General features: G+C 39.5%; 10 protein-coding genes. 7 read left to right on the forward strand and 3 right to left on the reverse strand.

Features of this window, described 5'->3' with window-relative positions:
• Positions 1–451: 451 nt before the first annotated feature.
• Genes S4054249_RS24820 through S4054249_RS24830 form a run of 3 tightly spaced genes read left to right on the forward strand, consistent with a single transcriptional unit; the run spans position 452 to position 7,737 of the window.
• Positions 452–2,704 (forward strand): hypothetical protein, encoded by a 2,253-nt coding sequence (locus S4054249_RS24820; RefSeq protein WP_046357625.1) that lies wholly within the window; start codon positions 452–454, stop codon positions 2,702–2,704.
• Positions 2,705–2,726: 22 nt separating this feature from the next.
• Positions 2,727–6,779 carry a DUF637 domain-containing protein gene (locus S4054249_RS24825; protein ID WP_046357626.1) on the forward strand — a complete coding sequence of 1,351 codons (4,053 nt, stop codon included), beginning with the start codon at positions 2,727–2,729 and terminating at the stop codon, positions 6,777–6,779.
• Between the two features lie 37 nt (positions 6,780–6,816).
• Positions 6,817–7,737, forward strand: coding sequence for a hypothetical protein (locus S4054249_RS24830; RefSeq protein ID WP_046357627.1), 921 nt, complete (start codon positions 6,817–6,819; stop codon positions 7,735–7,737).
• A 45-nt stretch (positions 7,738–7,782) separates the two neighbouring features.
• On the opposite strand, the gene S4054249_RS24835 is transcribed toward S4054249_RS24830, so the two are convergent.
• Positions 7,783–8,259, reverse strand: coding sequence for a GNAT family N-acetyltransferase (locus tag S4054249_RS24835; protein WP_230851949.1), 477 nt, complete (start codon positions 8,257–8,259; stop codon positions 7,783–7,785).
• A 193-nt stretch (positions 8,260–8,452) separates the two neighbouring features.
• Between S4054249_RS24835 and S4054249_RS24840 the strand changes: the two genes are divergently transcribed.
• A complete protein-coding gene (locus S4054249_RS24840) occupies positions 8,453–9,292 on the forward strand; it encodes an SPFH domain-containing protein (protein ID WP_046357628.1) in 840 nt (279 codons plus the stop codon).
• A gap of 76 nt (positions 9,293–9,368) precedes the next feature.
• Here S4054249_RS24840 and S4054249_RS24845 read toward each other — a convergent pair whose 3' ends face one another.
• On the reverse strand, positions 9,369–11,105 hold the full coding sequence (locus S4054249_RS24845; protein ID WP_052961094.1) for a hypothetical protein: 1,737 nt from the start codon (positions 11,103–11,105) through the stop codon (positions 9,369–9,371).
• A 39-nt stretch (positions 11,106–11,144) separates the two neighbouring features.
• Between S4054249_RS24845 and S4054249_RS27080 the strand changes: the two genes are divergently transcribed.
• The 3 genes from S4054249_RS27080 to S4054249_RS24860 all read left to right on the forward strand — a co-directional run bounded on the left by S4054249_RS27080 (position 11,145) and on the right by S4054249_RS24860 (position 13,277).
• Positions 11,145–11,351 (forward strand): hypothetical protein, encoded by a 207-nt coding sequence (locus tag S4054249_RS27080; protein ID WP_046357629.1) that lies wholly within the window; start codon positions 11,145–11,147, stop codon positions 11,349–11,351.
• A gap of 4 nt (positions 11,352–11,355) precedes the next feature.
• Positions 11,356–11,640, forward strand: a complete 285-nt coding sequence (locus tag S4054249_RS24855) for a hypothetical protein (RefSeq protein ID WP_046357630.1) — start codon at positions 11,356–11,358, stop codon at positions 11,638–11,640.
• Positions 11,641–12,419: 779 nt separating this feature from the next.
• Positions 12,420–13,277: a Fic family protein gene (locus tag S4054249_RS24860; RefSeq protein WP_069949137.1), complete on the forward strand. Its 858-nt coding sequence runs from the start codon at positions 12,420–12,422 to the stop codon at positions 13,275–13,277.
• 172 nt (positions 13,278–13,449) lie between these two features.
• Here S4054249_RS24860 and S4054249_RS24870 read toward each other — a convergent pair whose 3' ends face one another.
• Positions 13,450–14,571, reverse strand: a complete 1,122-nt coding sequence (locus S4054249_RS24870; RefSeq protein WP_063881431.1) for an ISAs1 family transposase — start codon at positions 14,569–14,571, stop codon at positions 13,450–13,452.
• Positions 14,572–14,764: the final 193 nt, after the last annotated feature.

A 14,764-nucleotide genomic window follows, 5' to 3' on the forward strand; every position in this document is an offset into this window, starting at 1 on the left:
TCGTTTCCTCGTGTTTTGGTTTTGCCAAAATGTAGAGCTAACCAGAGTGGGCTGTATTTTATTTAGGAAAAGCACCACCCCAGCGCTCGATTTATTGACTTTTTTTGCAAATTCGCGCGATACAAAAAAAGCAAACTTATTGCGCTCCGGACGACTTGCTACAACAGACCTTATGAGCAGCAGATTAATTTCAGTGTAGACGAAAATTTTTCTGAGGGTAGCGATTGTGAAAAAGTTGTGACTCTATCTGTAAGTTAAAGGGGCTTGATAGCTTACCTGAGTACTTTAGATTAAGTTATTAAATATAATATTATTATAAAATAAATTAACACGAGGTTGTTTCTTTGTTTTTGTTTTGTTTTTTCTTTGTGTTGCCTTTGTTTTTTTATTTGTTTTATTTGTTTTGGAAATTATAATTTATAATGTCTTTTATTATTTTAATGGGTGAGGTTTGAATTATATTTTCTTTTTTTTGGTCAGTTTTTTCTCGGCCTTTTCTTTTTCAGGGGAATTTAAAAGTAGTGCAGATTCCCGCAGCAATGTAGATCTTTACATTCCGAGCAAACCAAATAGCTCAGGGGTATCTAATAATGATGTATCTAGTTATAGCGTAAGCTCTTCTAATATTAAAGTGCTTAACTATGCCAGTAATAATGGTGGAAGAAAGGCCAGCAGAATTATAATTAACGTCAGTTCATCTAGTCTTAAGAGAAAAATTTCTTTAGTTGGCGAGTCGGCAGAGTTGATTATTTTAGCTAAAAACTTTAGTTGTACAGGTTGTAAGTTTGAAGGCTTTGATAGAGTAATTATTGCTGGTGGTATTAATGGTAGTGACCTCACTGCAAGTGAGAATATTTCTATAAATAGCTTAGATGCTTCGGGTGTTCCCGTAGTCACTTTATTAGGAGAGAAAGTCACTTTAGCTGGAAATATTAATACACATGATAAAGTTGAGCGTGCATATAATGGACAATACGTTGTTTTGAATAATGGAAGTCAAAAAGCGGGTGTTGGTACATTTGCAGCTTATGCTGGTAGAGTGACGCTTAATATTGACTCACTTTCTCCAACGACTAGTCGTGTATCTAATGACCTCGGCTATGAGCTAACTACCAATAATAATCTTAAAATAACAGCTAATGCTGTAAAGCTGATTTCAAACACAGGTTCTGGCCTTAAAATCAATGGCGTCATTGATACAACCAGTGATGTATTTATGACAGGCAGTTTGGGTAATAAGATACAACTGGCGAGTGAAGGGCTAGTCGCTTCAAATTTATGTACGAGTCTATTTTGTTATATTCAATACACAGGTCAGGTAAATACGGGTGGCTCTGTGATATCAAGTGGGTACTCACTTTCATTGGATGCAAAGTCAACAATATCTGCTGATAAGGTACAAATGACGAGTCGCCATTTTACTAATATGGGTGGGATCTTTACTGATAACTTTGGTGCGTCGACTGTTTCCCACTTTTCTAATGAAGGTCAAATACATACACGTTTCGGTAGAATAGAGTCTAATAATTACATTCAAAATAGTGGCTCAATTTTTGGCAAAGACCTCCATTTTTATGGAAAAAACCGTTTTAGAAATGGTAATGCAATGCCAAAAGTCATTGGCCATAGAATGGATGAGCTGTTTTTAGAAGACTTATTCTATGGAACTTATACTCGAGTTCTTGAGAGGGATAGCGGTCAAATAAATAACCCTGCAATTGTTCATGCATCTAATCTTTATATCAGTACAAAGGGCTTTGAAAACATTAATAGTTATTATGTTTCAAGGGGTGCCAATGACAGCACTTGGACTGAAAAAATACCTTTAGATTTAGAAAAAAGTAACCAAGTAGTTGTTGCTGCTGAACATAATTTACACATTAATGCTGAAGATTATTTCTTAAACTCATCTGCTAATGTTCTTTTAAATTCATACTCTAGTTCGGGTACTTTATATATCGAGTCTAAAAAAGTTATTAATGAAAGATATAGAATGGAAAGTGATTTTTCTGTTCAGGAAAGAGTAGTTAATAACACAAGAGAAAAACATGTTTTACCCAACTTTTTACATTATTCATCACCCGGTCAAATTCGCAGTATAGGTAAATTTAAAGTTAAAAGCAGTGAGTTCTTTTTAAATGACTCTTCATTTGTTGAAGTTTTTGGTGAGATGGAAGTTAATACGCCGAAGCTTTATAACTATGGTTTACAAGTCACCAAAGAGTTAGTTATGAGCGAAGGCTTAGAGCAATTTGAGCAATATGCGCGTTGTACCTCCATTGATGATTATATTTGGGTGAATGGAAGAAGAGTTCCTGCACAAGACTATTGCTCCGGTATTTTAGAAGAAGCCGATACCACAGTAGTGAGCGTTGATGTGAAGGAGATTGACACCTTATTTTATGCTGGAATGGGTGTACTCAGTACATCTGATTTTGAAGCTGATAATCGCCATTTAAGTCAAAATATCCAGAATTATATTTTGCAAAGATATAAGAAAGATATAGCAAAAGTAGCACCTGAAGTTCCTACCCACTCAGAATGTAGTGGCGGTCTACTAGACCCAACATTGGATTTAAGTACTGGGAATGTGCGGATTATTCATAGCTATTTCTGTGCCGCTCCTGCGACTAACGAAGGTATAGAACGGTTTGTTGAAGAGTGGAATGCAGACTACATCGAATTAGCAGAAAAGTATAAATAGTATAATTTTTTAGGTTTATTAAATGGATAATTTTGAATTTATGGATAAGAACAAAATATGGCGAATAAATACGTCTTGTTTTGTTTTATTCATGTTTATATTGCAGCTCACTTTTCCAGCTTTTGCTGCTGTTTTAATTGAAGACAAAAAAATAGAAGCGCACTTTAAATCAGCGTTGCAATACCAACCCGCGAAGGTGAATGATTACAGCTACGAGTTAAATGATCGAATAGAAGCTGTTAAACACGTGGGTTTTGTCACCATGGAGGACTTTGTTCAAATGCTGCGCAACGAGAGCAGCTCAACATTGACTTCTATTAGTTCAGCCATTCCTTTAATGGTGGGAGATGTTACCACTATTATTCCTATATACCCCATAGAAAAACAAATTGGTAATGAGTTTGTACAGGCACGATACATCCGAAATCAAATTAAGGATTTATTAAGCCGCAGTTTAGTTGATGGTACTAAAGCTAATTGGGATACAGAGGGTGAGCAATCACTTCAGTTGTATAAAAACTCTATAAAGTTTGCGAAGTCATCAGGTAAGAAATTCGGTGAACGTTTAGCAGTAAATGATGATATTGCAGACGATATGATCTGGCCAGAGTTTAGACGAATTGCTGGGAAAACAACATTAGTACCTATTCTTTACTTAACTGATGAAACGATCGCAAAAAGAAAAGTCGTAGGTAATCAAATTGATATTGTTGGTAATGTATCAGAGTTTAACAGCGTTAAAATTAATGCCGGATTACTTTCAACTTACCGAGACACTGTTATTTTGGTGGCTGAGGAATTTTTTAATAAATCAAAAATTGAGGCCCATGGCAACTTAAGCATAGTTAGTGATGTATTTAAAAACCATTCTGGTCAAATTAGTGTCGAAGACTCTTTAAATGTTATGGCCGATCATATCGAACATAAAACGGTTGTTTATCGATATAAGACAAAATATGGTTATTCAGATAGATTAGGTAAAGTAGCTAAAATATCAGCAGGTAAAAATGTAGAGCTGATCAGTAGTGGCGATATATTAATTGAAGGTGCAGAAATTACCGCCGGTGGCAATATTCTGTTAGATGCCGCTAATATAGTAACGATAAAAAGCGCACCATTATTATCAACCGCCAAAGGCGACTCATCAAGTTCTGAATGGCACGAAACGTCTCTGTCTCATATGCGTTCAACGTTATCGGCAGGTGAAAATGTGTCTATTTTTGGTGCTTATATCAATATTAGTGGTGCTGAGTTAACCGCCGCTGGAAATATCGAGCTGATGGCACAGCATGGTGTTCATATTGTTGATGATATTGATACTTATGACTATCAGAGCAAAGGTCGATTTGGCAGCTTAAGTTATGAAATGTCCCAACGCACAACTGTGTCTGTGCGTGCTGCGCTAGATGCTGGTAAAGGCATTGTTCTAGACACTGATATGGGAGATATCAAACTCAGAGCAGTTGATATTAAAAGTAAAGAAGGCACCAGTGTAACTGCCCATACTGGGAAAATACACATGCTGTTGACCAAAGAGCAGGACTTTTACAGTTATAACACCATTAATAAAGGGCTCTTTACTGTAAAAATGACCGATGAAGGTCACCGACGTGAGAATGCTGTGTACAACACAATTGTGGGCGGTGTGCAGTTTGATGCAATGTACGGTGTTCATGTTGAGTATACAGGCGATAAATCTCTTGGTCTGCAGCAGCAATTAAACACACTCGCACAGATGGACAATCTGCGTTGGCTCAATCAATTAATGAACAACCAACAGTTACAAATTGATTGGCAGCACCAAGAGCTTCTCTATGAAGAGTGGAAGACCTCCAAAACGACCTTATCACCAGCAGCCATGGCGCTATTGTCAATTGCGGTAGCAATTGCAACTCAAGGGGCTGGCACAGGGTTATTAGAGTCGATAGGTGCGGCAACAACGGATTTAGCAGTTGCAATGACACAAGCAGCAGTGAGTACTTTAGCGAGTTCAGCTGCAACAAGTCTTGCTAATGGTAACAGCCTGTCAGAAACACTAGAGCAAATGACAAGTAGTGACGGCCTGCGTAGCTTAGCTGTTGCGGTGGTTACTGCTGGTGCCTTACAGCAAGTTTCTGAGATGTTGGGACAGGCCGATAGCTTTTTGCACTTAGGGGCTGAATCTTCATTTGTTGAACAAGCATATCAAGCCGTCGTAAAAGCAACTGTTCGTGCAGGCATTTCGTCAGGTTTAACGAACGCGTCATTTAACGAAGTATTTGTTGGTGCGCTTGCACAAACTGCAATTGCCGCATTTGGTAAGCACACAGCTCAAAAACTTAAGAAACTAGGCAGTAATGGGGATCTCGCGCATGGGTTTAAATACATAGGCCATGCAGCTGCTGGTTGTGTTCAAGGTATTGCGAAAAGTCAGCTCAATAAAACTGAGAGAGGCCAAGGTTGTAGTTCTGGGGCATCTGGTGCTGTGATCGGCGAGTTCATCGGTGAAGTGTATCACGAAAAGGTCGTTGCAAAGCACGCTGCAGATGCTGAGAGTGCACTGATAACGCTGGAGAACCGATTATCACGTACCAAGTATGCAAATTATTCTGGCAAGGAACTGGCAGAAAAAATACAAAGTGATTTTGAGTACTCTGAACTACGAGATATCAGTCAAGATTTTATCGATGACTTGAACCAAAGTGGAGTGAATTTAGCACGATTTGGATCTGCACTGGCAGCATTTGGTGCTGGTATGGATGTGAATATTGCGGCCGACACAGGTGAAAATGCGGCTCAAAATAACGCGCTTTTCTTCGCTTTTATTCCTCTTGTCCTTAAGGTGATTGACGCATCCGTTACAGCGTATGAGCTATATCAAATTCAACAAGTTTACGAAGATAGTGGACGTGAAGAAGGGGATAAAGCACTTAAGAAGTACATGACAGATTTGCTGGGTGATAAAGCGATAGAGATGATGATCCCTGGTGGCGCTGTTTGGAATAAGTATTTGAAGGACAAAGTTGAAGGGTTATCACCTGAATTTTCCAAACAAGTCATGGCAATGGGTGATCTGTCATTTGCCAACCGCGATAAATCCGGTGATGCGCCTATACAAATGAACGTGTCCAAACGAGTCGGTGAGCTCAACTGTCAAGGAACGCCATTATGTGCGACTAAACTTGACTTGAATAACATGACTGACAAAGAGCTTGTGGACTTGCATGAGCGGAACTTAAAAACAGGTAGGACAAGTTTAGATGGTGAAGGCATACGTTCTCACCTTGAAGATGGTTATGTATTTGATTACGAAAAGTCTAGGTGGTTAAGAGGTCCTAAACTTTCCAAGGTCGATGTTGGTGCCAAATTCGAGACGGTTAAAAATTATGGCAGTGCCAGTGACTTGTTACACAACAACCCGAATGTTGACCTAAACAGTATTAAAGCTCGCGTGAACGGTATGGACATGACTTACGATCAAGTGAAGCGCAATAGAGACACTGTATTACGCAATATTGAAAAAAGAGAGAAGTACCTGCACAGTATTGATGCTGATCCTTCGAAGGATGTCACTCTCAAGGGATGGCGAAATGAGCGAAATGACCTCACAGAAGCGCAGGGCTTAATATCTGCCGAAGCCTGGGTACATGATTCCTACCCCAATGCCAGAAGTATTAAAATATTAGATACGGACTTTCCGCATAGTGGTAAGTCAAGGCAATATGATAGACTATTTGAAGTTGTACATAGCAATGGTCGAACTGAGCTTATTAGCATCGAAGCTAAAGGCCGCTCACAGCCATCGAAAGTAGGCAGTGATTTGGGGGCTGCAAGAAACCGAGAGGATGGCAAAGTATATGGGCAGGGTACAAAAGGCTATGATGATTATCTTTATGACCACCTTTCGCAGCAAAGTGCAAAATCAAGCAGTTTGTATCAAGGCGAAAATAGAGAAAAGCAAATAGGTCTAAAACAGACTAAAACCAAACTTGAGCGGTATAGGCTTCATTCAGGTAATCCAACGCGTTTGGTCGTGAAGCATGATTATGACAGCAAAGGCAATGCCCGTATTCAAGTTGCTAAGTCTATAAATTAAAATTTTGAGGGCGGCGTAAGCCGCCTTGTGAGGAAAAATGAAACATCATTACGGTGATAGTTACGAACTCGATGTTTACCAAGAGTTTTATCAAGAAAAGGGCCGCTCAGCTTATTTTCTCAAATCTGCTCTTCAAAATGGTGAGGTGAGGTTTGATTTGATGAGCGGTGATAGTTGGGAATATCAATCTGCTAAGTTTTGGCGAAATGGCTTTGATTTTGCGGTATTTGCGAAGCGACCGCACAGCGAGGCCAGGTGGTTTTTAGATAAGTTTTATCATTTCTATGTAACACACTTTAAGCGCCATATATTTCCTACCGAGCAACATGAATTGCGCTTGGATGAGGTATCAATTATTCGCCCAGGTGAGCGATTAAGTTTTGGCATAGACCCAATTAGTTGGTGCCGCACAGTATATTGGGCGCTTGCCTATAACGATATGCAGAGCATTGCTTGGTTAGATCAATTTGACGAACAGTCAATGGATATGTCGGGTGTTGCTCAGATACACATGGCGGAGTTTAACATTGTTAAAGCCATCATTAATCCACAACAGCGGGACTTAGTTGCAGCCATAAAGGCATTTATGCAAGTCGATGTCACGGCACTGAGCGAACTTGAAAGCCGAGTTGCAGCAGATGTGTTATTGTCGCGACGTAGTGAAAACTTACCGCGTATCGACTGCTTATTGAGTGTGTTTTGTCATGAAGATGAGCAAACCTATCAGCAAAAAATGTTGGATGCGTTAGATAAGTTTGCAGAGTGCGCGCACAAAATGGATAAAGCTGGAGAGCCTTTTCCGTATTTTGCATTAGACTTAGTGGGGCTTGCTCGGGTCGCTTACTCAGGTAAAGGGTATCTAGTGCCAGATCATCCTTACTTACCGCAGTGGTTGATAACTGAAGATTTAACAGATATCACACCGCCACCAGAGCCAGACTCTATCCCAACGTTATAGCAGAGAAATTGCCCGTACTTTGTACGGGCAATTTATTATCTCGAGTTATTTCTTCGTGTTGACTTTCATCTCTAATAGCGATGGCTTAAAACCAAGCTTTTGATATGCGTTAATGGCAGCTTGATTGTCGTTGTACACATCTAAATAAAAGTCATAAATGCCTTTAGATTCGGTCCAATCAATTAAGCGTTGAGTGATTTTTTGGTTTAACCCTTGGCCTCGAAATTCAGGGCTGACAAACATAAATCCTAAGTAGCCATGCTTTTCGTGCTCAAGAGATTGCTTTGATTGCCTAATTTGTACATAGCCTGTGGCGATGATTTGATTATTACATTCTGCCACTTGTACATAAGCTTGTTCACTTTGCAGTAGATTATCTAAATCATAATAGTGTGCATCGGCTTTAATTTGACTGTTATATGGTCGCTCTGCGTCGACGACTGCTTGCTCTAAAGATAATAAGGCTGGTTTATCATTGATAGTGGCTTGTCTAAATTGAATTGATGTTGACTCAAAGGTCATAGGTATTTCCTAGTTGATAAGATAGGTTTTTTACTTCGTTTTTAATGCAAATATTAACTAATTAATATATTGGTTATGTTGTTGGCTTATTTTTATCAAGCTGCCTTAATTAATGTCAAAGCATATTTTACTTCAATTGTATTTATAAACATAACACGTAAAATAGATGCTTTGAGACCAACAAAAGTTCATTATGTTTGCAAAAAAATCAGCTCCAATTGGAACCATATTTAGTATTGCCGCCGTTATTGTATTTTTCCTTTTTGGGTTAGGCTCTTGCAGCAACCCAAGTACGCCGGCTGGGCACGAAGGGTACGTTTATGAAAAACCGAGAATGTTCGGCTCTGGCGGTTACCAAGGTTCGCTTCAGGGGCCTAGTAACTATGGTATGTCTGTATTGCGCAATGAAGTGATTAATATAGACATGCGCCCGAATACTTATACTGAAAAGTTTAGAATTTTAGCTAATGATGATCTAAACATCGTTTTTGACTTTCATGCTGTGGTGTCAATCAGAGCTGGAACAGTTAAAGCCGTCGTAGAAAATTATGGCGGCGAGCATTGGTATGAGCGATTTGTTAGAGAAACATTCAGAACATACGTACGAAACTCAGTACAAAAGTTTGATAGTGGTGAGTTAAAGGCGCGTCGGGATGATATTGCAAATGAAGTTACCACCAAACTACAAACTTATTTAAATGCAACGCCCTTTGAGGTCAAAAATATTGTTGTAGGTAATATTAATTACCCAGATATCGTTGCCAAAGCAGTTGAGAAAAAACTCGCAGCACAGCAACTACTCTCAGAGAAAGAAACACAGAAGCAAATCGCCAAAAAAGATGCAGAAATTCGCATTGAGGAAGCCAAAGGGATTGCCGAAGCACAAAAAATTATCAATTCGACATTGACAGAAAATTACTTGCAGCATGAAGCAATTAATGCCCAGCTTAAAATGGCTGAATCACCAAACCACACAACGGTTTATATACCAGTTGGTACGAACGGCATGCCGCTCGTAAAAGGGTTAAAGTAATAATAACCCGAGCATAAAGCAAAGAGTATCAGGATGATAATTAGGGGCTAAGGTAACAGTACCTCAGCCCCCATTATTACGGCTGACTAATATTAATCGCGAAATCAAATACGATGCCTTTGTCATTTATGTCTGTGTGCATATGCATTTTTCCATTTTGATCAAATATATCTTTGATATCATCTGGAATGGGTTCACCGGATTGTTCAGCAGCTTTGAGTAGCAATGGCAATATCTTACCGCTATCAATGCCAAAACGAGTCAGGCCATTGGCTATAACAGATTGATTACTCAGTTTATTTGCTGTTTGTTCAGCCATCTCACCTGTATATAAAGCGAGGTGTTGCCCTTTTAACGCTAAATAGAGAGGGTTTGTTACTGCAACTCCAGGCGGAAGGTGATCATTAATCTTGATGGCTTTGCCATCGCTTGGCAAAGTGATAGAAGCAAGGTTAGGTGCAAAACTCTTCGCCATGTTAAATAATGCCAGTGCATCGTCTGCAGATACGGTCACTAAGGCATCTAAAGAGGTCGCATCAACCGTCTGTGTTTGATCGAACGTCGATGCGTCGATATCAAATATCGTGGCGCTCACTCCTTTGAATGATCCTAACATGCCTGTGGCCATAGCGAGAGGTGCAGGGTTTACACCCTTTGTTTCACCTTGCAGTGCGGTGAGTGGCGCACAGTTAAACTGAGCACCGCTAAATGCGGCCCATAATGTATTCACCGAAGGAGATAGTTGGCTAGCATTGAGGCCAAAACCAAGCGTCATAACAGCATTGCTGTCACTTTGGGTGTGCTGAGGCAAAAAGCCGCGTATATTTTGTAGCGCACCCAGTATTTTGGTGTCTGTGGATGCAATGATCGTTGAAACATGTACATCGGCAAATTGATTGGTGATTTCAATCTTTTGTGTACCGGAGATTATCGCAGGCCATTTTTGGGTGATGGCAGAAAAGTCCTGTTGACATTCAGGGGTTCTGATACTGTCAAATGCACCATCCTGCTCAGCCAAACTAGTCAGTTTATCCAGCATTTGGGTGGCTTGGCTATCTGGATTTGTGGCCGTTAACATGTCGACGATAAGCTTGGTATCTATATAACCGAGGCTATGCCCATCTAATTGATGATCCTCTAAATACTCTTCTATTTTTCCACTATCGCTGAGCGCGTGCAATGGTTTAGCCAACCCTAAAGCTATTTTTACATCTTTGGGCTGGTTAAATGGTGTATCTATCGTTAATGTTACCCAATTTCCGCTGCTGTTCACCAACAAATCAAATAGGCGCTCACCTTCGTATTCAATAAAGTATTTCGTTATTGAAGCGCCATCAATTTGGCTTTCTTCGTATCTCAGTTTTGCTTCATCAGCAGCCTGCTTGATGGTGGTTTTAAATGCCTCAGGATCGCCAAGCTCCGCACGCAATACTGGCAGTAAACCAACTGTGTAAGCCAACATTTTGAAGTCATTGTTGACACCCCATATATTTTTAAAACTTTCAGACGACTTCATGCTGTTTGCGTACTGCTGGAGTACGTTGCGTAAAAAGCGCCCATTTGCCCCAACTTCTTCGTCTTGCATTGATGCAATAATTTCCTCTAACTGATGGGAGTTTTTATAGCTATTGGGCAACAGTTCTAAATACTGTAGATAAGGAAAGCTTTTCAGTTGAGACCAGAAAAACAGGGTATCAGCAGGCACATAGTCTAATTGTGGTAATTGCGCGTGATTATTGTCCTGTTGTGCAATAAAGTAGCCGCCAGACGCAATAGCAGTACCAGTAACAAGTGCGAGAAGAGATTTTTTCATTATTGCTCCATTTTTTTGGGGGTCTTCCAGTTCAGATTAATGATATCAGCTATACAACTTGAACAAGTAGGATTTTTGTCGCTCATTAGCTTTACTGCTCCGATAGCGGGTGCATATAATTTACTAAATATAAGAAATACAGGTGACGTGGTCTTACCTATGTCTCTTGGACATGCGCTTATGGATGCAGGCGTAGTAAGTGGGTTTATTTTTCATTCACCAGTAAATTCGAATGGAGGGGGTTAAATTCATGCATCATTTAAAACTTTTTTGCTTAGCATTTTTGTTTACTTTTTTAGTTGGCTGCTCTAATGAGAGAATAGAGATCAGTAATGATGTGAAATTGTTTGCTAGCATCCCTGATGGTGCCCGTGAATTTGAAGTTGAGGTGCTTATTATAATTCCTAAAGGAGAAGTGCTTAAGGTTAATTCAAGGGATTATATGAAAGATTTTATGGTGATTGGTGTGACTTATCGAGATGTGGAAGGCTTTGTCATTTTTGATAGTCGTAAAATGCAATTAATTCAAAATTAGCCAAGAAAACTGAGGGTAGGTATTGCACTGTGCACTCTTACTAAAAGATAAAGATTGTATAGCGCTTTAAGAATAAAAGTTTTAGATGAAAAGCCAGCATGGCTGGCTTTTTTTGCCTGAACTTTGTCAAGCCGCTTTGCTGTATGCTTCTCTTTTTGATTGGGTGTCCATGCACGCCAATTGATGAACTGAGAGTGAGTCTGGATAGATAGTTAAATTGACAATAGAGCCATCCGTAAAAGCCATCGTTAATAAACTAGTAGTACCGAGTAAATTACCCTCATCTTCTAAATAAAAGTTTAATGATGTTACCAGATAAAATAGGTCATTTTATTGGAGAAGAATATATTAGCTTATACTCTATATAATTGGTCAGGTTGATTTTTGCACTTGATAGGCATAAATCAATTTAGAAGGAATACTGATACTATTCATGGTTACCATGAGTTTGATCTTTTGACAAACTATAAAAGTGTACTTACAGGTTATGAAAACACTGCGAGTGAATACAACTCTGTGAAGAGGCACACACAACGTGTACTTGGGTTTTTAATATTTTATTCCTTGCATTAATTTTTTTATGCTTAAATATATCTTCAGAATATCTTTCTTTTGGTTAACTAAATACTCAGTTATGCTAGAATTTTAATGTTGTAGTTTAAAAGTGAGTCCTCACATTGTTGAAGCCAGAAAAAGTTTTTTTTAACCTAGTTGCTCGGTATTTCGCTGGGAACTCCAGCCTAAGGGAAACGCGCGGAGTAACACGAAAGCAGCTAGCGTTGACTGCATCGGGCGTAGGTTTTAATCATGCTCCAAGTGTTGTGCAATTAAAAAATAATCAATCTTTTATTAAAGCCGTTGAGGTACTCCAATCAAGCGAGATCTCGGTAGACGCTTTATGTCATGCAAATAGTATCTTTTTAGATGGAAACCCAACGGATGCTATTCGACGTGGAGAGTCTCAGGTAACCTCTTTATCTGGAGATTTTTATTATAAACCTCCATCACCAAGTTATTTAATAGCACTTTTAGACGAGTTTATTGATGATTTGTCTAATATAAATCATTTTTCACTGCAAGATGCCATAGTTTATTACTCCCGATTAATTAAAATTCATCCGTTTACAGATGCGAATGGTCGCGTATGTCGGGCATTAATGTGTGCGTTACTGCCTGCAAAGGAAGGGCTATATGTATCTGCGTTATATCGTCTTCATGTCGAAAAGTCTGAGTATATTATAGCAAGCGAACCATACAGTGTTTCTGCTAAAGAATATATAGATTCTGAATTTTGGCGCGCTGCTGAGAAGTGGGCGGTTGAAGTAGTGCAAATAGCCTTTGCTAAAATAAATAAAACTCACAGCTTTTTGGTCAATCAATTTGCTCTCTCTGCAAATGGTGCCGATTGTATCAAGGTAATAGAGCAGCTTTGGAGTTCGCCGATTGTATATCCCCCTCACCTCTCTCGGGAGTTGAGTATGCCCTTAACTAAAATTATTGCGATATTACAACAGTTGACTCATCACAACATATTAGTGGCACGCCCTATGAGAAACCCTGCAGGCGCAGTTGTATTCGAATGCCCTGCTATTTTTAACGTATTTGAAGAAATTGATAAATACCTTTTGAAAAAGTAAGACCCGAAGGAGAAGTAATGAGGCTTACAAAAACAAAGGCTGCGATTTGTGCAGCTTTATATGTCTCGAATATAAACTTAACTACTGAAACGTTTATTGACGAGGAGCTCGGAGAAACGCACGAAATCACAGAGTGGGGGTGGGGGTTAAATCAGGGCAAGAGCATGAAAAATTACTTGCTATTCAATACCTTTTCTAGATAGCACTCGTTTCTCGCTGCTTTTAGCTGTTTAGCGCGCACACCTTTGCTAAAGGATGTTTCTTTCTTTAATAAATTCAATGCAATATGCCTTACACCAGCAAACACTTCTGCTGCGCCGTCACGGCGTATACGGCAGCCATCTTCATTCATTGCCACATCCAAACACCAATGAAGCCTGTTCTCAATATGCCAATGCGCTCGTGTGGCCTCAGCTAGTTTTTTCGCGCTCAAGTTTGCTGAACTTATGTAATATCGATATGTTAATTCGCCTTGCTTTTGATTATTCGGTTTACGATAAGACACTATCACGCCTACGCTTTGTAAATTGGCCCAGCTCGCACTCGCGGGAATTAGGGCCATATCATGACAGACAACAGCCGCTCGAAACTCTTCTCGACCTCGTTGATAATCGACTTCATTTAATAGACTATCTGATGCTATTTGGCGTGATATTTCTGGCTGTAAAAGTTGTTTTACTTGTTCAAATAAGTTGCCCTGATTGGCTTTTAGTGCCAGCAAATAGTCTGCTTCTTTTTCTACAATTTGCTTTGCAATTTCCTTTTGGCAGCCCATTGCATCAATGGTCACTATACAACCTTTTAGCTCAAGCAGCTGAAGCAACTCTGGGATAGCTGTGATTTCATTGGACTTCGAGTCGGTCTTACATTGACCTAACGTCACGCCATTTTCACAGGCAAACGCACTAACAATGTGGATAGCATCTTTTCTATCAGGTTGTTTAAACGAACCTTTTAGCCTTTTTCCATCAATGGCAACCACACTACCGTCTGTAAGCTCGCTACAGCTTTGCATCCACTGAGAGAAACAGGCTTGAAATTGGGTCATATCGATGCGGCTTATAACCCTAGCAATCGTGTCGTGCCGAGGCACGCCGTTAATTAAGGGTATAAATTTACGTAACCAAGATAGTTTGTCATGGGCAAAATCTTCAATTTCTTCCCAACCTTGGCAACCTGCGATTACGGCACTGATAGTTAGAAACAGAATATCGGATAATGGATGTTGCACTTTGCCTTGCTGGCGTGGGTCATCAATGGAAGAGAAATGTTCGAACAATGTATTGGCTGACATAATTGGGCTGCTTAATTTGAAAAGTAGTTTAAGATCATAAATTTATGTCAAGGTAAAGTTCATGATCTTGCCCTGCTTTAACAGAAGTTATAGCTGGTGTAATTTTTTAAAAAGCCAACCTAATCTGATTTTCATGTTCTAATTTCCCCGCATTGCCAGCCTTACATTTTTCATATCTACATAAATTAAATTC

The sequence above is a fragment of the Pseudoalteromonas luteoviolacea genome (assembly GCF_001750165.1).
In the GTDB taxonomy this organism is placed as follows: Bacteria; Pseudomonadota; Gammaproteobacteria; order Enterobacterales; family Alteromonadaceae; genus Pseudoalteromonas; species Pseudoalteromonas luteoviolacea_G.

Coding starts and splice junctions, on each gene's coding strand:
- S4054249_RS27080 (WP_046357629.1), top strand. CDS start 11,145: ATGATATCAGCTATACAACTTGAACAAGTAGGATTTTTGTCGCTCATT.
- S4054249_RS24845 (WP_052961094.1), bottom strand. CDS start 11,105: ATGAAAAAATCTCTTCTCGCACTTGTTACTGGTACTGCTATTGCGTCT.
- S4054249_RS24855 (WP_046357630.1), top strand. CDS start 11,356: ATGCATCATTTAAAACTTTTTTGCTTAGCATTTTTGTTTACTTTTTTA.
- S4054249_RS24830 (WP_046357627.1), top strand. CDS start 6,817: ATGAAACATCATTACGGTGATAGTTACGAACTCGATGTTTACCAAGAG.
- S4054249_RS24870 (WP_063881431.1), bottom strand. CDS start 14,571: ATGTCAGCCAATACATTGTTCGAACATTTCTCTTCCATTGATGACCCA.
- S4054249_RS24825 (WP_046357626.1), top strand. CDS start 2,727: ATGGATAATTTTGAATTTATGGATAAGAACAAAATATGGCGAATAAAT.
- S4054249_RS24840 (WP_046357628.1), top strand. CDS start 8,453: ATGTTTGCAAAAAAATCAGCTCCAATTGGAACCATATTTAGTATTGCC.
- S4054249_RS24835 (WP_230851949.1), bottom strand. CDS start 8,259: ATGACCTTTGAGTCAACATCAATTCAATTTAGACAAGCCACTATCAAT.